Origin of the sequence: Pseudoalteromonas xiamenensis, assembly GCF_030994125.1 — a bacterium.
GTDB lineage: Bacteria > Pseudomonadota > Gammaproteobacteria > Enterobacterales > Alteromonadaceae > Pseudoalteromonas > Pseudoalteromonas xiamenensis_B.
The window spans coordinates 229411-249046 of record NZ_CP099918.1 but is presented as its reverse complement, the minus strand read 5'-3'; the positions used below and the strand labels follow the sequence as shown (position 1 = coordinate 249046).

16 protein-coding genes are annotated in these 19636 nt (G+C 42.5%); 1 reads left to right on the top strand and 15 read right to left on the bottom strand.

Annotated features, from left to right (window positions below; genetic code table 11):
• Window positions 1–56: 56 nt before the first annotated feature.
• The 3 genes from NI389_RS18220 to NI389_RS18210 all read right to left on the bottom strand — a co-directional run bounded on the left by NI389_RS18220 (window position 57) and on the right by NI389_RS18210 (window position 4415).
• Complete coding sequence (locus tag NI389_RS18220; RefSeq protein WP_308362836.1) at window positions 57–3254, bottom strand: bifunctional diguanylate cyclase/phosphodiesterase; 3198 nt, start codon at window positions 3252–3254, stop codon at window positions 57–59.
• A gap of 139 nt (window positions 3255–3393) precedes the next feature.
• On the bottom strand, window positions 3394–3861 hold the full coding sequence (locus NI389_RS18215; protein ID WP_308362835.1) for a hypothetical protein: 468 nt from the start codon (window positions 3859–3861) through the stop codon (window positions 3394–3396).
• 212 nt (window positions 3862–4073) lie between these two features.
• A complete protein-coding gene (locus NI389_RS18210) occupies window positions 4074–4415 on the bottom strand; it encodes a winged helix-turn-helix transcriptional regulator (protein ID WP_308362834.1) in 342 nt (113 codons plus the stop codon).
• Between the two features lie 86 nt (window positions 4416–4501).
• On the opposite strand from NI389_RS18210, the gene NI389_RS18205 reads away from it, so the two are divergent.
• Window positions 4502–4789, top strand: a complete 288-nt coding sequence (locus NI389_RS18205; protein WP_308362833.1) for a YciI family protein — start codon at window positions 4502–4504, stop codon at window positions 4787–4789.
• 81 nt (window positions 4790–4870) lie between these two features.
• On the opposite strand, the gene NI389_RS18200 is transcribed toward NI389_RS18205, so the two are convergent.
• From NI389_RS18200 to NI389_RS18145, 12 genes are read right to left on the bottom strand one after another with little or no spacing between them, the layout of a single operon-like run.
• Entirely contained in the window at window positions 4871–5944 is a 1074-nt protein-coding gene (locus tag NI389_RS18200) for a bifunctional 3-deoxy-7-phosphoheptulonate synthase/chorismate mutase type II (protein WP_308362832.1), read from the bottom strand.
• 42 nt (window positions 5945–5986) lie between these two features.
• Complete coding sequence (locus NI389_RS18195; RefSeq protein WP_308362831.1) at window positions 5987–6583, bottom strand: NADPH-dependent FMN reductase; 597 nt, start codon at window positions 6581–6583, stop codon at window positions 5987–5989.
• A gap of 22 nt (window positions 6584–6605) precedes the next feature.
• Window positions 6606–7685, bottom strand: a complete 1080-nt coding sequence (locus tag NI389_RS18190) for an LLM class flavin-dependent oxidoreductase (protein WP_308362830.1) — start codon at window positions 7683–7685, stop codon at window positions 6606–6608.
• A 28-nt stretch (window positions 7686–7713) separates the two neighbouring features.
• Window positions 7714–8958: an ATP-grasp domain-containing protein gene (locus tag NI389_RS18185; protein ID WP_308362829.1), complete on the bottom strand. Its 1245-nt coding sequence runs from the start codon at window positions 8956–8958 to the stop codon at window positions 7714–7716.
• Window positions 8959–8969: 11 nt separating this feature from the next.
• Window positions 8970–10190 carry an ATP-grasp domain-containing protein gene (locus NI389_RS18180; protein ID WP_308362828.1) on the bottom strand — a complete coding sequence of 407 codons (1221 nt, stop codon included), beginning with the start codon at window positions 10188–10190 and terminating at the stop codon, window positions 8970–8972.
• A gap of 8 nt (window positions 10191–10198) precedes the next feature.
• Window positions 10199–11446, bottom strand: a complete 1248-nt coding sequence (locus NI389_RS18175) for a DUF6421 family protein (RefSeq protein WP_308362827.1) — start codon at window positions 11444–11446, stop codon at window positions 10199–10201.
• Between the two features lie 2 nt (window positions 11447–11448).
• Window positions 11449–11985: a hypothetical protein gene (locus NI389_RS18170; protein WP_308362826.1), complete on the bottom strand. Its 537-nt coding sequence runs from the start codon at window positions 11983–11985 to the stop codon at window positions 11449–11451.
• Window positions 11986–12028: 43 nt separating this feature from the next.
• A complete protein-coding gene (locus NI389_RS18165; RefSeq protein ID WP_308362825.1) occupies window positions 12029–12892 on the bottom strand; it encodes a branched-chain amino acid transaminase in 864 nt (287 codons plus the stop codon).
• 18 nt (window positions 12893–12910) lie between these two features.
• Entirely contained in the window at window positions 12911–13942 is a 1032-nt protein-coding gene (locus NI389_RS18160) for an efflux RND transporter periplasmic adaptor subunit (protein ID WP_308362824.1), read from the bottom strand.
• On the bottom strand, window positions 13942–17001 hold the full coding sequence (locus tag NI389_RS18155; RefSeq protein WP_308362823.1) for an efflux RND transporter permease subunit: 3060 nt from the start codon (window positions 16999–17001) through the stop codon (window positions 13942–13944). The genes NI389_RS18160 and NI389_RS18155 overlap by 1 nt, the downstream gene beginning before the upstream one ends.
• 37 nt (window positions 17002–17038) lie before the next feature.
• On the bottom strand, window positions 17039–18247 hold the full coding sequence (locus NI389_RS18150; RefSeq protein WP_308362822.1) for an MFS transporter: 1209 nt from the start codon (window positions 18245–18247) through the stop codon (window positions 17039–17041).
• A 31-nt stretch (window positions 18248–18278) separates the two neighbouring features.
• The gene (locus NI389_RS18145) at window positions 18279–19586 is read right to left on the bottom strand and encodes an ATP-grasp domain-containing protein (RefSeq protein ID WP_308362821.1); all 1308 of its coding nucleotides are present in this window, start codon (window positions 19584–19586) and stop codon (window positions 18279–18281) included.
• Window positions 19587–19636: the final 50 nt, after the last annotated feature.

Genomic DNA, 19636 nt, shown 5'->3' with positions numbered 1-19636 from the left:
CAATGAAAAATAGCATTTAAACTTGGACGAAACAAAAACGATACGTTGGAAAGGCGTTATTGGTCAAACTCGAACATTTTGCAATTGATTGGCAGCTCAAAGTTGGGGTCTCTAAAAATGATTTTTAGCATGTGCGCTATAATTTGATTGCTCTGGAGAGCAAGATCGTCACACGACTGACCATGATTTAGGGCGAGTCTGAGTGCTTCAATTTCCGCCGGTATTTGTTGGTTTATTTGATGCAAATTGGGATCTGTTAGAGTGGCAAGTGAGCAATCCCAATTAATAAAGTCTGTTTTTTCGAAAGGTGACGTTCTAAGCGTGTGGTGGTTGTGCTCAATGCGAAGTGCTCGGCACTGACCAATATGTTCTACTACCAATAGTAATGTATCCACCTCACTTGGACTAAGTTGCCTTACTTGTGTCCATAGCGTTGGACATTGCCATTTCTGCGTCCACCGTAAGACCTCAGATGCAGGCATTGGTTTGGCGACACCATAGCCTTGCGCAAGTTCACAACCAAGCGCGCTTAAAAACAAACCATGGAGCTCCGTTTCGACTCCCTCTGCGAGCACGGTACGGCCAAAACGTTTACTCAAATTGATGATGCTGTCCACAATAATCATCTGTTCGCGGTCAAATAGCATCTGACGAACAAAGCTTTGGTCAATTTTTATCGTAGTTGCTGGCAGATTCTTTAGGAAAGTCATCGATGAATACCCGGTTCCAAAGTCGTCTAGCGCAAAATGAATGTCATTACTTTGAAGCTCTTCAATGAGCTGAGATACATTTTGAATTTCCTCAAGCGCGTTGGTTTCTAATATTTCCAGTTCGAGTTGAGCGGGGTCAACATTGGTGAAATCGGCAAGACGCGAAAGTACCCGTTGACTAAAATCAGGGTCATTGAGCTGTATACTGTCGATATTGATACTTACTTTGGTGATAAAACCTTGAGAGTTCCACTGCGAGAGCTGCCCTAGCGCTTCTTTTAAAACCCAGTTGCCTAGTTCAATTGCAAGAGGGTGCATACTGATGATAGGAATAAAACTCACCGGATTTAATAACCCCTTAATTGGATGCTGCCAACGGATGAGCGCTTCGAACCCGATAATATCACCCGTATGAATGGCGACTTTCGGTTGGTAATAGAGAACAAATTCATCTTTGACTAAACCTTCGCGGATTTCGTTGATGGTATCAAAGCGCAGTCGCGCATCTTGGTCGTCTTCTGGATTGAAAACATGAAAACGGTTTTTGCCTGCAATTTTTGCATGATACATAGCTTGATCCGCTTGTCGAATTAGCTTTTCAGCAGACAGGTCAGTATGTTGTTCTGCAAAGGTAACGCCAATACTTGCGGTCAGTTTAAATTGATGGTCTTCAATCAAAAATAAGTCTGCTGCAGCGTAAAGTAACCGCTCAAGTACCGCCACACACAAATGCGGATCAGTCAGCTCCGTTAAAACAACAATGAATTCATCGCCTCCGATACGAGAAAGAATATCATGGTCACGTAGAATAGTCTTAAATCGCGCCGCTGCTTCAATTAAGACTAAATCACCCACATGGTTGCCTTTTGTATCGTTGATTTCTCTAAAGGAATCTAAATCAATAACAACCACCGCACAGGCCTTGAGTGAGTGCTTCATTTTTAGCAACTCTTGGCGTAATTGGGTTAGCAGCAACGCACGATTTGGTAGCCCTGTTAACACATCATATTGGGCAACGAATTCCAGTTGTTTTTCTTGCTCTTTTAAGGTCGAAATATCCGAAAAAACACCGATATAATGAGAGACATTTCCCTTACTGTCTTTTACTGCACTGATATTAAGAAATTCAGCGTATACCTCACCGCTTGAACGGCGATTCCATATCTCGCCAGACCAACGTCCTAGCTGTGCCAAGTTGTGCCACATTGTTTCATAGAAAGAATCGGATTGTTTTCCAGAGCCGAGCAACCGTGCATTTTGGCCAATTGCTTCTTCGCGCGCGTACCCAGTGATGCGAGTAAAAGATTCGTTTATTTCGACGATTGTGCCTTCAGCATCCGTAATCATGATGCCTTCCATTGCTGTGCGAAATACCGATGCGGCGAGTTTTAACTTGTTCTCACTTTGGTGGCGGTCTGTGATGTCATGAGCGATACCCAGAACACCAATGATTTGGTCTTTATTTGTTTTTAGCGGGACCTTGGTCGTTTCGACCAGTTCTTGATGACCATCTGATTTAAAGGTCAACCATTCTTCATTTCTTACGGGTTTATCGGTTTTAAGTGCGAGCTGGTCGAAATGTCGAAATAGTTCAGAGAGTTCCTCATCGACAAAATCAATATCACGGTTGCCAATGATGAGATCTTCCGCAATGCCAAACAGTGATTCAAAGCGCTTGTTGCAACCGATATAGACACCTTCAGGGTCTTTCAACCAGATCAAGTCGGGAATGTTTGCGAGCACAGATTTTAGAAAGGTGCTTTCAGTTTCGAGTTGTGTTTCAAGCACCTTGTGTTTATTGATGTCGGTGTTAAGACCAATCAGACGTTTTGCTTTGTTATCGGGTTGCCATTCGATGACTTTACCCAGTGCCTGGGTCCATTTCCAAGTGTTATCGCTTGCACGTTGTCGATATTCAACTCGAAATTCATTTGTTTTTCCTTGAATATAGCGGCGAAACGCCGAGAAGATCGCTTTTCTGTCGGCGGGATGGATAAGTTGATGCCACGACCGTAAGGATTTGGAAAATGACTTAGGATTGTAGCCAAGCATTAAGGCATGTTCATCGCTCACTTGTATCGTCCCAGAGGGAAGATCTAAATCGAACCAAGCTTGCTTTGCGACGGAAAAGGCGAGTCTTAATCGAGCTTCTTGTTCTTCGAGTGCTTTAGCGGCCAGATAGCTATCGGTGATGTCTTGAAAGGTTGCGACCACCAATCCTGATTGACTTGGGTCAGAAGCAGTAAAATGAATATCAGCGATAAAGACACTGCCATCCTTTCGCCTGACTTTAATGGCGTGCACTCGGTCTAGACTGCCATCAACCATTTGTTGAAAGGTTTCAATGACGCGTGGAAGTTCATCGATGGTATGCAAATCCATAGGGGTCATCGCTTGAATTTCCTCAAGACGATAATTGACCATCGTTAGAAAATTGGTATTGGCGTAAACGAGTTTTTTGGTCTCGATTTCTGCCGCGACAACACCAACCGGTAATCCTTCGAAAATGTGATTTAGTAAACGCTGAGACAGAACTTCTGGCACTAAACAACCTGTTCTTGAACGATTAATAAACTAAAGATGGAAGTTTTACGTTCAAGTGTCAATTCATTTGCACAATAAATAGACTAAAGTTGCGTTAGGCATAAACCCAATGCAATCAGGCTCAGAAAACAATATGCGTTTAAAAAGCCGAGAGTAAAGCAATGAAGCTTTGTTTTGCTCCTTGCTTTACTCTCTCAATCCAATTGGATCCAAGGGGAGAGGTTAAAACCGAGGATGACTCCACATGTGCGTTCGTAATTGCAACCGAAAAGCTGTTGCTGTTTTTGATAGCTGTGTGTTTGCCATATAAATTAAGTTGTAAAACGTAATCACCATCATGGCCTTTGCCAGATAGCGAATCATTAAATTTTCTCAATGTCAGATGATGCTCTGTCAACGTTAATTGAGTTGTAAAATTACTGTTACGGGCGTCTATGGCGGTTGCAGACAGTAAAATAATGTCGCCTACACACGCATCCTCTGGCAAATCACAACTAATCGCGATTTTTCCGTCTTCCACCGTTAGCTGAGGCGGATAAATTGGTGTGTAATCAAAGTTAATAGCAGCACACGCACTTTGACGTTTTTGAGCTGGAATGTCTGCCATTATGCCATCAAACAACATTATCTAAGACCGAATAGAGTAACTAGGGTGCGTATAATGCATTGAGTATATGACACAAATATGACAATCTGAGGTTGAATTTCATTCAACTAGAATAAAAATTCTAACACCGGATATAAGTCGGTATTTTATAGGTGCAATTGATTCATTCTTAAACAACTAAACGAGTCTCGGTGTTTTGATTGACGACATTGTCACTCACTGGATTTCGTACTTAACTCGGCTTCCCATTCTTGCGACCAATGGCGAAGTGGGTCTAACGTGCTCATTAACGATTGCCCGAGTTGAGTCAACTCGTAACCATTTGACGAGGAAACAACGAGTTTTGCTTCCGTTAATTGTTTCATGCGGTTGTTTAACACTGAAGGTGACATTCCATCGCATGTTTGTTGAATGGCTCTAAAGCTCAAATTCTGTGTGCGTAATTCCCACATGATACGCATATTCCACTTTCGGCCAAGAAGGTCGAACACGGCCATGATTGCGATGCCAGAATTTGAACCTCGAACAGATTTTTTAGGTACAGGCGTTGTCATAAATATTGCGCTACTTAAAAAGAAGCGGTAAATTGCTACTAAATAAGTAGCAATTTATACCAATTTTTTTAAAAAGCGAGACTTTTATGTTTTTTGTTGATATGACTTTTACCGATGTTGAACAAATCACACCGGAACTGACAGAGCGTCACCGTGAATACTTGGGTAAGCAGTACGAATCCGGGAAATTGATGTTTGGTGGCCGCAAAGTTCCCCGTTCCGGCGGTATTTTAATTTCTCAGCATGAAAGCAAAGAGGAATTAACTGAAATATTAAACGCTGACCCATTTATTCAAAGTGGTTTAGTCACATATACCATTACTGAGTTTGTGCCGGTGATGGCTTCTCAAGCTTATGAGCACTTAGTTGCTTAAAGCAAATTGAAAAATAAGGAAAGTAGCATTAAGCAAGGTAAATGTTACTTTCCATTCAATCCGGTTGTGCATGAGTACATGCTAATTATGAAGTGACAGTTGTTGTTTCAACGATTCTTCATGGATCATGTTGAACGTATTTTCAATAAAGCTTTCTGGCAACCCATTTTCCTTCGCAAGCGCAAGCATACGATGGATAACTTCCTCCCATCTATTCGCTTTTAATATTTCGATGCCATGTTGTTTTTTTAGCATTCCTATGTCGTTGGTCGTTTTCATGCGAAGTGCTAACGTATTGATAAGTTGCTGATCAAAAATATCGACTTTGTAACGAAGCTTTTGTAAGGCTTTATTCGGGCATGTGTGGTCAACGCTTTGATACAAATCAACGAGTTCAGTCATTAGTGCAGACAATGTTTCAGGCGTAATTTGTTGTTTCGCATCACTCCAAGCACTGTCCGGGGTATGGTGCGTTTCAATCATTAATCCGTGATACCCCAGTTCAAGCGCTTCTTTGGCCAGTGGTGCAACAAAGTCGCGTACACCAGCGATATGTGAAGGGTCACAAATCAATGGGATTTCAGGCAGTTGATTCTTAAAATCAAGCGCGAGAGGCCAATTTGGTTGATTGCGATATACGCTTGAACCATACGTGGTAAACCCACGGTGGATAGCGCCCAAATTAACTACATTTGCTTGCTGAAGACGTTCGAAAGCACCTGTCCAAAGCGCTAAGTCTGGACTAACAGGATTTTTGACGAGTACAATTTTATCTGTTCCTCTAATCGCATCCGCTATTTCTTGAACGACAAACGGGCTGACGGTTGAACGAGCGCCTATCCAAAGCACATCGATGTCATGTTTCAGCGCAAGCTCCGCATGACCAGACGTCGCAATTTCCGTTGCCGTTAGCATGCCGGTTTCTCGCTTGACCTCGTTGAGCCAACCTAATCCTTCTTCTCCGACGCCTTCAAAGGTATTTGGACGGGTACGAGGCTTCCACACTCCAGCGCGAAAAATTTCTACGCCAGATTGTTTAACTTGATGTGCAATGGTGAGCATTTGGTCTTGGGTTTCTGCACTGCACGGACCCGCGATCATCAGCGGTTGGTCCTTTGAGAAACGGCTTAACCAATTGTTGTTTATCATTTTCATGTTTATGACTCTAATCCTAGTGTAATCACTGTGTTTAGGCCGTTAAGCCGCAACTGTTTGGTGTTGAATGTCTGTGCTGCTAATTCTTTTAGTAAACAGCAGCAATTGCTCTGCTACATGTTCTAACCGTGATTTATATTCATTTAGCACGACTTCGCCGTTTTGAATTACTTTGTGGCTACTGCTGATGGCCGCTTGGTAAGGAATCACTAACGCATGTAAGTTTTTCATAATCGACGACATCGCATCCAGTGCACCTATACCGCCATATTGTCCTGCACCTACAGCAACAAGCGCGATAGGTTTGTTTTTAAGTTCATCTTTACTTAAGTAATCTAAAGCGTTTTTGAGCACACCAGTTAAACTGCCATGGTATTCAGGTGTGCCTATTAAAATGGCATCCGCATTTTTGATTTGATCAATGAACTCTATGACTAATTGGTTCTCTTGCTTATTTTGCTCAGTAAAAAAGGGTAAAGGAGCAAGTTGTAGGTCTAAATGAAATGCATCGGCGTGCGACTCGATGTAGTTTGCAACATACTCCAATGCCACTTTGGTGCAACTTCCTTCTCTAAGGCTTCCACAAACAAGCGCGACTCTCAGTTTTCTAGGTTGGTCTAGTTTTAATTCGGATAGCATTATATTCCCCTAACGCGCAGTGTTACACTGCGCAGCTTGCTTGCTGTTCGATCGCTTCTAATTCTCGGACTTTTGGAATGACCAACTTCGCAAAATATTCCATTTCCTGTAGTTGCGGCCAACCCGAAAACAAGAATGTAGAGACGCCTGCGCGCTTATATTCCATGATGTAGTTGGCCACTTCGTCCGGCGAACCAACAAGGGCTAAAGCCGGCCCGCCTCTAAAAGGAATGGCACCGGTCCAGAGCACGTCATTTAGCCAGTCATTTTTCGCTTTTTCAGCGAGTTCAAAGGTTGATTTAATGGCAACTGAATCACATTTCTTGACGTAATCGTCTAGGAATGCTTTCCACTCCATATCCGCGCCACTCATCATTTGATCAATTTCAGCTAGAGCTTCTTCTCTCGTTGGGCGTACAATCACGGACATGCGAATACCCACTTTTATACCTGCGGCTAAAGCGGGCGCTGCACTTTTTGCAATGTTTTCAGCGGTATCGCTGTACCTAAGCCATGTAGCACCATGATTAATAGCGGTTTGCTGAGAAATGTCGGAATTGCCACTTAAATACAAATCAGGTTGTGTGCCACCTTGATAACATAAGCTAAGTTGGCCTTGTTCAATTTCATAGTGTTCACCTTTGAAGTCGACAGGTTTATCGTCATGCCAAAGGGCGCGACACACGGAAATGAATTCATCCAGTCGTGCGTAGCGTTTATCATGAGACAAAAAGTCCCCGTAGTACTTTTGTTCCGCCGGAGAAATACCAGCGAGCAAATTTAGTGCTATGCGTTCGCCACCTTGAAAGGACAACGTATTGATCATTTGAGTAAACAATGTCGGGGAAATTGCGCCTGCACGATAGGCCACCATCATTTTCATTTTTTTGGTGCTCGCTAAAATTTGGCCGACTATCGCGATAGGATCTGGTGTGTGGTAGCCTACACCCATTAAAAGACCTTCAATCCCCAATTCTTCCGCGAACTTTACGTATTCAATCATGCCAGGTAAGTTAAAATTACCTAGATCAATGGCTGCGCCTGCTTTGCTTTGGCCGCCACATGTAGGTACGCCCCACATAAATGTCGCTCGTTGTGTCATTTTGCTTTCCTTATCGTTGTCGTCATGCTTATAAATGATTAAAAGGGGTATCAGACAGTTCAATTGTTAAGTTGGTGAACAAGGTCTGTATTAGCTCTTCCAACTGATGTGTTGTTGAAGCTTTGATAAAAGCTGTAAGCGGTATTTGGTTTTCCAAATAGCTGATATTACTCGGCAAAGGTTTGTCTGGTGCAATTACTTCTAGCGCGAGTAATCCGTCATATGAAGATAAACTTTCGTAACCTGACACTCGGCAGTAAGGTTTGTCGTAGTGATGGCCTGGCACGATTATCCAAGCATACTTATTTTCGCGGTCTAACGTGATTTCAGGTTGATAGTTTGGATTGAGCAGCAAGGACAACTCAACCGACGGTAAATGTACACCAGTTTGTTTTGCGAAAGTGGGAATTATCCGTGCGCCACCGGCTCTATGGGCAATTTCTAAAAAGACCAATTCTTCTTTCGTTTCAATCGCTTCTAAGTGGAATACACCTTGTTCAATCTGTACAGCTGCAACAGCTCTCTGTACCCAGTCACATTCATGTTCTGTAAGATCTTGTTGCACGGATGCTGAAGGCATGCCGTGCGCTGCAAACTCATAAAGTGTATTGATATAACGACTACCAACACAGAGAGTCACTTGACCATTTCTGACAATTCCATCAAAGTGTCGCACAGCACCAGAAATGAACTCTTCCACTTCAAACCCGTCATAATTTGGCGTGTCTTGGTCTAATTGAGGTACGCCTGTGGAGCGACCATCAAGCGCGTGTTTTAATGATAAGCTATTTGGAAATTTAACGACATTTTCAGAGGATGCGCCATCGACTGGCTTTAAAATCATCTCAAATTCGGCATCAAAGTCAGCTTTATCAATTAACCATTCTTTTAATGAGGAAAAAGTAGGCACGCGTAATTTATGTGCAATTACTGCTTTTTTCATCGCGACTTTGTCACGAACTAACGTAACTTGGTCGACAGATGGACCTTTTACGCCGAGTGCTTCACGCACCTTAGCGGCTTCCATGAGCTCATATTCTGACAACGAAATGATGAGGTCAAATGTGATTTCTAAAGTTTCAATCGCCGTTAACACTTCTTTGTGAACAGGTTGCGCTGTTCCTCGTACTACCTTCGAGCAATTAATTTCTAAAGGTATGTTTTCAAGTGCGCTGTCTACGCCAACATAAACGACGTGATGTTCATCATGATCTATTGTGCTGGCGTAGTTAATGTAGTGGTAGGGAATACGATGTAAGACAAGAATATTCATAGTTACTTTCCTTAGTAAAGTTCAATGACTTGCTGTGCCTGCGATAAGCTATGCAGGAGCTGGGCTCTTTCTTTATGATGAAACACAGCAAAAGCAAGACGACCGCGGTAATCTGTCAGCGGAGGAATTGAATCACCAATTTTCTTCATGAACTGATGGCTGACGTAGCCGTCTAAGGATTGCAGCTGCTCTTCACCTGAATACCCAGAAAATTGAGAAAGCTCCTCATTGGCAAAAAACGTAATGCCGCTAACGCCTAACTGAAGATTTTTTGGCACTTCCGTTAGCATATCGAGATAGAGCAACACGGTTGTTTTTGCTAAATCAATGCCCGAAGATAAACGCACTAAGTCAACTATTTTGTCGCCTGGAAGTCTTGCGCCGATCTCGATTAGAACGGGACCTATTGAGGTAAGACGAATTTCACCATGAAATGCACCGAGGTCTAAACCAAGCGCTTTTGCACATTGTGCGATGTAATTGGTAATGTCCTGTCGTTTAACTTCATCGATGTCCGCGGGCACAATGTGGCCGACTTCAACAAAGTAAGGTTCTTTTTCCAGCAGTTTCTTGGTGACTGAAACCACGTGGACTTCATCGTTGAGAACAAAGCCATCAACGCTGAACTCTTCACCGTCCAGATAGCCTTCCAGTAACATGTCGTTGCCGATAGCGAAACCGAGTTCACTACGGGTATCTTCTTGTGCGTTAAGGTATGCTAGAGTTAGTTCTTCAATGGAGGTTACTTTTTTAACGTGCACGCTACCCGCGGCACCAAGCGGCTTTAATACACTGGGAAACAATCCTTCTGTATTCAATTCTTCAATGTCTTTCACACTTCGGATGATATGGAAGCGAGGTGTCGCAAGGCCTGCATCAGTTAAGCACTGGCGCATTTTATGCTTAAAGCGCAAGTTTTCGACGGTGGCAGGAGGAAGCCCCTTAACGCCAATTCTGTTCGCGGCAATCGCGGTAATAGGGACGTAGTATTCGTTCCCAGAAATAATAGCGTCTAATCTCACTTTCGCGTGCAGCGCACAGACTTGTTGAACAAAAAGTCCGTCATCGTTAGTTTCAAACTTAATGATGTCTGTGGCTGTATCCTTAACGATTTGCGGCAAAGTGCGATCGGCATCGTTAAACGAGATCACATATACGTCATGGCCCAGCTCCTTCGCTGCAATGACCAATGCTGCTCCTGAACTTATCGGTTCTACGATTGCGATGTTCATAGCGATCCTCAGTACATTTCAATTTCGTTGAAATTAAGTTGCAGATAAAGCGCCGTGCGTGGGAACAGGGCATGATGATGTTCCTGAAACGCGTAACGTTTTGGTCCAGTTTCTAACCTTAAGTAGCGACTTATAAATGCACGACCTTGCTCGATGTAGTTTTCGTCATCAAGTGCTTCTAGGGACAAAATGGTCTCGACAAGTTCCTCAATTGCTAAAAGAACCTTTTGCCAATCAATGTGAGATTGCGCAGTGTGAACATCAAAGGAAATTGCAGATTTGCTCATCAGCCATTCCAGTAAAAAAATCCCCGTGCCTGAATCAAAGTTTGCTTCAGCATCAAGTTCTTGTGGGTAACGGATTAAACGTTCAAAAAGGATTAGTTCGATGGCTTCTTTACGGTAAGGTAGCGATTCGTCCTTATATAACGTGAGCATTGTTTGACAATCTACTTTGATTTCTTCCATTAAGCCCAAATGCCACTTCATTTTGATATAAACATGTTCATCAAATGGACGCGGCCCTTCGTGATGATATAAATCATGTAGATAACCCCAAACACAGCGGGCTTCATAGAACTGTTTAGTATTTAGTTCACCGGCTAACCACGTTGGTGAGTCAAACAAAGCATCCTTTTCGCCAAACACTGCTCGAACTTTAGGTAGCGTGTAAGTGCGATAAATCCCTTCGAACTTATTGAAGAAAAATAACGCAAAATGCTGACGAGCCATTTTTTCCTTACACAAAATGTTTTCAGGGAAAAAGACGAGTGCATTTCCTTTTGCAATACCTGCACTACCTACGAGTAAACGGACACACTGGCAGATATTACGAGGATGAGGGTAGTTGTCGTGTAGGTCAGTACACACACTAGGGTCGTCTCGCATAACAATGAAAAACTCAGAGCGATAACCTTTTTCTTTATTCGATGCTTCATTTGCCAATAAATATGGACCAAAGAAGAAGGTCCAAGCTTGGTTTTCTGGAATGTTGAAATGAGTGCGACTGTTAATAAAATCTGGACTTTCTTGCAGCCCATTCAGCAACCAATTGTCGATATCTAGGTTGATGGCGTTTGAGTACTGAATACAATCAAGTTGCTTACCAAGGTCGGTAATCTTGCTCTTGATCATGTGTAACAATGCTTTAGCTTTGTCAATTTGTTCAACGACTTGACCTTGACTGTTTTGGAGTTCGCGTAGTTGGTCAGTGTAATGGCTGAGTTCGCTGCCTAAAGGTGTCAGTTGACTATTCATGACTAGTTTAACTCCCGATAGTTTGGCTGAAAGTTGTGGGTCGAATGGATGGTGAAGCACATAGGGACGGGTCCGAAATTCTCTAACACGGTCAGATTGTTCGCTTCAGCAGCAACTGCCGTGGTTATGCATGCATCGGCTTCACCTGCTGCGCATGCTAACGCGGCGGCCGCGTTACTATTTACGAAGACAGGGGCGAGGTGCGACACGAGACTACGAGGTGCTGGGTGTGTTGCAAAGGTAGCTAATGTCTCCTGACCTCGGGATGCAAGCACCATTTCAATCGTTGGCATGATGAAAGAATCAATTAATTTGAGTCGAGGTAAATTCTCGAAAACAATATTGTGTAAGTCTGGATAAACCGCACAGCCGAGTAAAAGGTCAGTATCACTGTTCTCTATTGTTTTAACTGCGATTTCAAGTGTCTGATGTAAAACAATATCGCCTTCGATGTTGTTGTCAGCAAACCATTTTGAAGCTGCTTTTTCACAGTTAGTACCTGTCGGGCCTAAGGTGTGAATAGTAATTTTCTTCGTCATGTTATTTTTCCTTATAACTATTATTGTCATCGGCTGATGGATCTCATTCCCAGCCTTGCACGCACAATGTTTGATATTGATCGATGATTTGACGTGTTAATGTAGGGACATCGAACTCGAAATCCCCAATCACGTGTATGGGTAATACTTCATATGCAGTTCCACACAGGAAGGCACCGTCGAATTTTGCTACTTCGGCAGGTTGAATACGGCGTTGTTCTACGTCGATATCTAGCTCGTTAGCAATGTGAATGACGGTCTGTCTTGTAATCCCATTGAGGAAGCGATCTGCAATTGGGGTCACCAGTTTTTGGCCTTCAACAAAGAAAATATTCGCGCCTGTCGCTTCGGCAATGTTGCCTTCAAAATCAAGTAGCAATGCTTCATCAAACCCTTTGCCGCGTACGTCTTGGATTGCCAGCACAGAGTTCAAATAGTTGCCACCCGCTTTTGCTGCTACAGGAGCCGCTTTAGGATGTTGCCTCATCCACTTTGAGTAACCGAGTCTAAGACCTTTAGTTCGGGTTTCTTCATCAAATAGGTCTGGCCAATTCCATGCTGCAATAGCGACATTGACTTTGTTTCTTGAAGGCAACATAGCCAAAGAGGTATCGTCTAGCCAAGCGACTGGCCTTACATAACCAGTTTGTATGTCGAGGCGTGTGACTAATTCCTTAGTGGCGTGATTTAGCTCATCAACAGAATAAGGTAAGTCGAAGCCGAGCATCTTGGCTGAGTCAATCAAACGTTGGCTGTGGTCATGCAGTCTGAACACATTGCCATTGTAGATTCGCTCCCCTTCGAATACCGACGTTCCATAGTGGAGGCCATGACTAAGTACGTTTGTAACGGCACTTTCTTGTTCTAGCCACTGTCCGTTTAACCAAATCAGTTTTACGTTGTCCATCGTTGCAAGTTCCTACATTTACAAGCTGTTAGTTTTGTTATTTAGCACCTTCACAGCGTCTCCCGTTTTCAAACTCATGTTGCCTTTTGTCACTAGGGTGTCGCCTTGGCTTAGGTTTCCAGCGACCACAACCCAATTTTTGTGATGATCAAGAAGCTCTACTGGGACAACCTGTGCTGTCAATTTGGATTCATCTACTTTGACAACGGAATAGCCATCTTCTTGAATTCTCAATGCATCTTCGTGTACTAACATAGTTGGAACTGAATAAACCTTTGGAATTCCAACATGGATAAGTTGACCAATTGCGAGAGGGCTATTTGGTTGCAAATGGACTTTAAAAAGTTGATTGTTCGAACCGTTGATTGGGTAGATTTTTTCGATAACCGCGGTAACTTTTTGTTGGCCGATGCTAACATTCAAGGGTTCTCCCACTTTAAGCGTCATTGCATGACTAGACGTTATTGTTGTCGTAATATCCGTACTTAGGCTATTTAGCGCCAAAATAGCGGTATTTTCCTCGATATATTCGCCAATATGATGTAATCGTTCCGTTACAACCGCATCAGCAAAAGCGATTACGCGAAGGTTTGTAATTTTCTGTTGTAACTGGTTTATTTGGGCGTGGATGTTTCTAAGTTTCTGCTCACTCACCAATTTCTCAGTATTGAGGCGGTCCGTTTCAACTTCAGAGCTGTAAGCTTCTTTAGATAACATTGAATTGGCTGAGCGCTTTTTTTCAATGTGCTTGAGGTTAAGGGCTTCTTGCGATTTTTGGGCTTCTAACTGCGCAAGTTCATAATGCAGCTTAGGGTCATCAAGTTGTGCAACGACATCGCCCTTATGAACATGACTTCCTAGCTCAGCCAAATAGGAAATACGGCCTGCAACATCTGTTGAGGCTAACACCAAATCTTTACTTTCAACGTGTCCAATATATTGGATCTCTGCAACGGAATCTTGGTGTTCAAGTTGGTAAGTTTCAACGACATTTTCAGCGAATGTGAAACCAGAAAAAGCGATGAGTAGAATATTTAAATAGGATTTCATTAGTTTGTTTCCTCAATTAATGGGGAATGAATTAATTGATTACGTTTTGCGTAAGTGAGTTTGAGTAACGCCGATACCAACATGAGGATCAGAGGGCTACCAACAAGCATGCCGCCAACAATTACAATGCCTAGCCCTCGGTATAACTCGCTACCTTCACCAGGTAAAAGCGCAAGAGGTAGCATGCCTAGGATAGAAGTTACGGTACTCATTGCTATGGGCTGCAAACGGCTAGAGAAGGCATCTTCGATTGCGGAATGAAAGCTCTGCGAGACTTCAATGTTTTGTTTGAAGCTATCTATAAACAAAATAGTGTTATTGATTACAAGGCCAAGCAAAATGACAAAGCCAATCAATGTGAGAAGATCAAGAGAGACTGGAGCAAAGGCATTGGCAATTGCTAGTGCCACAAAGCCACCTATCATGCTAACTGGTAGCGTCAAAACGGTAACTAGAGCAAAATAGACTGAGCGGAATGTCAGTAGCATCAGCAGGAAAAGTACAGCCATGGCAAATGCAAACTGCATTAATAAGTTGTCGAGTGCTTTGTTTAGCGTATCTGATGAACCTGAAATTACAGCGCGTCCGCGACCTAGCTGATTAAATGCTTGCACTTGTTCAGCCACAAGTTGTGTTGCTTGTTCCATCGTCATGGAGTCAGGAATCGAAATTGTTAACGTATGGCCTCTTTGGAAATCAATTTTACGCAGTTCTGATGTTGTGACATCGGTGTGTGTCATCACTAAATCAGATAAATTCAAAATGCCAAATGAGGGCGCGATAAGAGGCTTTTCTAATAGCTGGGAAATCGAATCGGTATCTTTTGCCAACAGTTTTAGATTTAACATCTTCTGTTGGTGTGGGAATTGCCCTAAATAGTAACCATCTCCTCCCATTGCGACAAATGTAGCAACGTCTTGGCCGGTTAAATTGAACTGAGCTAGTTTTACATCATCCGGTACAATAGAAATTCTCGGTACATCTTGGTCAGGTCTAGGCATTATGCGCACTGTGGCGTCAGATATTGCATTACCCAGCTTTGTTTGGAACTCGAGTAAATCGGCTTTCTTACTGTCTTTCTGCTGGTGGGTAACGTTAACGGAAATGCTGCGAGCACTTTCTAATGCGCCAAATAGTCCTGCTTGGTAAGTTATAGCTCGAACGCCCGGGAGTTCGAATAGAATTTCTTCCTTAATCACCTGTTTTAACTGAGCCGTATCTGACTTATTTACGGGACGAACGCCTAGCGCCGTAAAATCAGGGGAGACCACGACATAGTAGTTGGCGATTTGGGGTTGTTTCTCAGCATTCAAATATGGCGTTATGCGCTCAGTTATGACTTGTCCGACACCATGTTCGATGTCATTAAGATTGCTGCCTTTGGACATAATCAACAGGGAATCAATAGCATCGCGGCGAACGGCTGGTAACAAATCTACTTTAGGTATGAGCGTCAACAAAACCGATGCACTCAAGCCTAATATTGCCACAATGATAATGGTCGACTGTTTGGGATTGGAAACAATACGCGCTAACGATGTTGAAATCGATTTATAGTGAGTTTGTTCCTGTGACTCTATAGTAGAGAAAAATTGGGGTTTTAGGCGGTAGATAACCGGCAAAAATAAAATACTGTTAACGAGTGAAAGCGTGACGCACAGAGAAATTGTTAACGCAAGATCTGAAAATATCTTCCCTTCAAAGCTCGTTAGTAGCAGCAAAGGTAAGAAGACTACAACACTTGTTACGGTAGAGGAAAATAGTGCTCTTAACACGTTTTGGCAACCTAAAACGCACGCGTCAAGTATGGCAATCCCACGTTTTAGTTGTTTCGTTATGCTGTCATAAACGATGATTGAAGCATCCACGATAATGCCAGTTGAAAGGGCGATCCCTGCGAGAGAGATGATGTTGAGGTTACGATTGAAAAGATACATCAAAATGAAACTGACACATAACGTATTAGCAATGGATAGCGTGATAAGGAGTGTCGAGCTCCAACGACGTAAAAACCAATACAAGGCAATTAAAGTCAGCATTGAGCCAAGAACCAAGTTTGACATCACGAGATTGATCGCTCGATTCACAAATACGGATGGGTCAAACGATTTTTGTAGTTTCAGGCCGTGTTTTACTAAGGCACCATTATTTAACTCTTCAACAAGGTCAAATACATTGGACAGTGCTTGTAACAAGTTAGCGTCAGGATCTTTAAAAACGTGGATCCCAATCGCGGGAAATCCATTGTGGATCACGAAGTGTTGGCGACGACTTCGACTTTCCTTTAGTGTCGCGATTTGTCCAAGCGTAATTATTGCGCCATTGCTGATCCTAATAGGCGTATTTAATAAAGCCTCTGTCGATTTATAGCCATTGAAACGCAAGTCATAAGCATATTTATTTTTACCGATCAAACCTGCAGAAATGTCTTTATTTGCTTCAAGTAAGCTTATAAGTTGTGAGACAGAAATAGATAGATTGGCAAGTTGTTCAGTATCGACCAGTAACTGTAATTCTTCTTCAGATGATAGGGATAACTCAACGTGGCTTACCCCGTCGATACTATGTAATCGGGTAACAACTTCAGACTCTAGAATATCTTGAAAAGCATCGATTTCTTTGTTTGGCTGTTCTCTATTTTGAGCAAATAGGAATATTAACGTGTTCGATGAACCGCTGCGTTCTATTTTGGGTTGCAGTGCATCAGCTGGCTTTGAACGTATCATACTCAAGCGTTGCTGAATGTTCATAAACGCTTGGTCCATATTGGTGTCGTAGTCGAATGCCAAATCTAGCTCTGCACGTCCGCGATATGCGGTAGAGGTCACCTCATGTAGTCCAGGCAGCCCACGAAGAACTTTTTCTTGAGGCTCTACAACATAGTTCAATACATCTTCTGCTGAGCCGGAGTACCATAGAGTTGTAATTTTTAATGTTGGCCGTTCGATATTTGGCAATAAAGAAATCGGCAGGTGTGTAAATGCAACAACGCCTGCGATGAATAATAGACATAGCGTAGCTAGACCATACACTGGGTCTCGAAACCATTTAACTAGCATATAAGTTCTTCCTGTCAGAGAATTCTGTTTTTATAATTTATTGAGTTGCCTGTATTTCTTCTCGATGGGGAGAGGAGGAAGATAAGTAATAGCGCATAATGAGAATCGAAATAATCGCCGTAAATAACGTTGTGCCACCTAATATGAAGTGAAAACTTGCTTTGTTGGCAATGTAGTAAATGAACAGGCCCGAGAGTGGGATAGATGCAATATTTACAACATAAAACGCGCCCATAACTTGACCGAAACGTTCTTTGTCTATCAACTTTATCCGCTCAGTCCGATTGAACACGTTATAAAAAGAAACGGCGGAGAGCATGACAATGAATCCAAGTAAATAAGGTATGTATGCATGGGCAGTTGCAAGGAACAAACTCATTAAAAAAGTACCTATTAAACCGGAGATCCCCAAACGGGTAACCGACATTCTCTTTAATAGAGACGGGACAAAGGCGAGAGAAACTAAACTGACAACGCCACCAGAGATGTTTAAGTAGCCAAAATATTCAGCTGGAAGCTTCAAAATCCCAGTTACAAACGCGACGTTTAAACCGATAACAACACTAGTTAAAAAGTTGATGGTCATATTTTGTAAAACGAGAGCAACCAAAGGTTTATTTGAAAAAAGCTCCGAAAAGCCATCTTTCATTTGTTTAACTGGGCCAGAAAGTGTTTGTTTCGCACGGAGTGATGTAAGTCCGTAACAGGTAATAAGTGGTACAATAAAAGCGATTCCAGCCATCAGTAAAACGTGTTCTTTGTCAAAGTAAGTAACTGAAAGTCCGGCAAGTGCAGGACCGAGAAGGAGGCTGGATATCTCAGCACTTTGTAACGTAGATTGAAACTTTGCAATGTGTTCTTTAGGTGCATTTTCTTTCACAATCGTTTCAGTTGCCACACGAGCACAGGCTAAAAAGAAAGAGGCGATGCTTGCAAGCAATGTAACCGCCATGATGGTGAACTCAGGTCGTGCGATTAAAATAACAAAAGCGAGTAAACAGGCAATCGCACGAGTTGCGTTGGCAATATAGAAAATTTTAGGTGCACCAAATCGGTCGACCCAGTAGCCTGCGAGAGGAAAAGCTATTAAAGCTGGAGTCCACTCGATAAATAGCAGCATACCCAAATCAGCCATGTTCTCGTGTTCAAGATAAACGAATAGGGGTATGGCAAATAAAAGAAATTGACCCGCAATAAAAAACGACAGCACGCCAATAGCAAATTTCGGCAAATTAAACGTATTCACTTCAATGACTCCAATTCACAGCGTGAGAAAATTACACATATTCAATCGTGAAGATTTCTTCAAACTCATGAACGAGCTCTTCGAGTTCAAAAAGATTGGTAACTCTTGGTAACGCCCAAATACCCTCGGCTGCAAATATTTCTCTATTTGAATCAGGGGTCTGCATACCTGCTTTAACATGAACTCCAAATTGATGTGGTGGTAAAGCGGATTCTTTTGTGTGAACTTTATGGATGGTTTTACCCGCGTCGGCGTAAAAAATCTGAATGTAACTGGATACTTCACTCGTCATCGCTTGCTGTTCTATTTCAGTTAACAATTGGGCAAGCTCCAAACGTTGTTCAGAATGGGTCGCACTCAAAAGCTTAATCCAAAGATCTAACATGGAATATTTGCCGTTGAGCAACTCAATACTGCTATTGATAAGTGAGCCACCCATACGTGGATTTATTTCTATAAGTTCGAATTGATTCGTCGTCTCGTCAAATTTCGCTTCGATATGGAATACACCGTTGGTCGTACCTAGGCAATTTAGTACTTCGGATAAGTACGTTTTTGCTCTGTGCCAGTGTTCGTTAATCGTGCTTACTGGAGGTGAAACAAGTCCGCGTTCTAGCACTGAAAACTCAAGGGCTTCAATGGTGGTTTTTTCATGAATTGCTACGATGTAGATTTCATTATCAAGTTGAACAACTTCATAGCTAAATTCTTGTCCTCCAATAAAGTCCTCAGCAATAAAGTCAAAATTGTCCATGAACATGCTGGAGAAAGTCGCATCGTCTTTGATTTGACGAATTTGTTCTTGAATGAAAGACCAAGTGACGTGTTTATTTAGTGGGAAAGAGCTAAAAGATGCTGCTCCACGACGGGGCTTAATGAAAAGTCGTTGTTGACTTTCTTTACAGTCGTTAAGAGTTTTTTCATCCAACAAATATGAATTACAGCTACTGAGTTTGTGGTCAAGAAGATGTTGTCTGAAAAGATATTTGTCTAGGGTGTGAGCTATCGACTTTGTACTTGAATCAACGGCGTTAAGCATTTCGTTTATTTTCGCCATCGTTAGTCGATAGCCTTCGTAGGTCGCAATGCATCCAATTAAATTTAATGTTGGCTGGACGGATGCAACAAAACTAGCGACCTCATCAAATGTTAGAGATAAGTCGTTAGATACATGCACAAATTCACTCAAAGAATGTAGAAGCTGAATTCGTTCTTCACGTTGTGGTCTGGAGGAGACGATGCAAGGGATTACATTAACTTGACGTAAAAGCGCTGAAATTTCCTCGACAAATGAGAAACCTTGATGCGTGATGATGAGTAAGCTTTGTTTCCTTTCCATGACTCTCTCTACTGTTTAATTGATGAGTACCAATACTTAACTCGATGCAT

What these genes read in the sequence shown, in the direction of transcription:
- NI389_RS18215 (WP_308362835.1), bottom strand. Translation starts at nt 3,861, where the DNA reads ATGGCAGACATTCCAGCTCAAAAACGTCAAAGTGCGTGTGCTGCTATT.
- NI389_RS18210 (WP_308362834.1), bottom strand. Translation starts at nt 4,415, where the DNA reads ATGACAACGCCTGTACCTAAAAAATCTGTTCGAGGTTCAAATTCTGGC.
- NI389_RS18205 (WP_308362833.1), top strand. Translation starts at nt 4,502, where the DNA reads ATGTTTTTTGTTGATATGACTTTTACCGATGTTGAACAAATCACACCG.
- NI389_RS18200 (WP_308362832.1), bottom strand. Translation starts at nt 5,944, where the DNA reads ATGAAAATGATAAACAACAATTGGTTAAGCCGTTTCTCAAAGGACCAA.
- NI389_RS18195 (WP_308362831.1), bottom strand. Translation starts at nt 6,583, where the DNA reads ATGCTATCCGAATTAAAACTAGACCAACCTAGAAAACTGAGAGTCGCG.
- NI389_RS18190 (WP_308362830.1), bottom strand. Translation starts at nt 7,685, where the DNA reads ATGACACAACGAGCGACATTTATGTGGGGCGTACCTACATGTGGCGGC.
- NI389_RS18185 (WP_308362829.1), bottom strand. Translation starts at nt 8,958, where the DNA reads ATGAATATTCTTGTCTTACATCGTATTCCCTACCACTACATTAACTAC.
- NI389_RS18180 (WP_308362828.1), bottom strand. Translation starts at nt 10,190, where the DNA reads ATGAACATCGCAATCGTAGAACCGATAAGTTCAGGAGCAGCATTGGTC.
- NI389_RS18175 (WP_308362827.1), bottom strand. Translation starts at nt 11,446, where the DNA reads ATGAATAGTCAACTGACACCTTTAGGCAGCGAACTCAGCCATTACACT.
- NI389_RS18170 (WP_308362826.1), bottom strand. Translation starts at nt 11,985, where the DNA reads ATGACGAAGAAAATTACTATTCACACCTTAGGCCCGACAGGTACTAAC.
- NI389_RS18165 (WP_308362825.1), bottom strand. Translation starts at nt 12,892, where the DNA reads ATGGACAACGTAAAACTGATTTGGTTAAACGGACAGTGGCTAGAACAA.
- NI389_RS18160 (WP_308362824.1), bottom strand. Translation starts at nt 13,942, where the DNA reads ATGAAATCCTATTTAAATATTCTACTCATCGCTTTTTCTGGTTTCACA.
- NI389_RS18155 (WP_308362823.1), bottom strand. Translation starts at nt 17,001, where the DNA reads ATGCTAGTTAAATGGTTTCGAGACCCAGTGTATGGTCTAGCTACGCTA.
- NI389_RS18145 (WP_308362821.1), bottom strand. Translation starts at nt 19,586, where the DNA reads ATGGAAAGGAAACAAAGCTTACTCATCATCACGCATCAAGGTTTCTCA.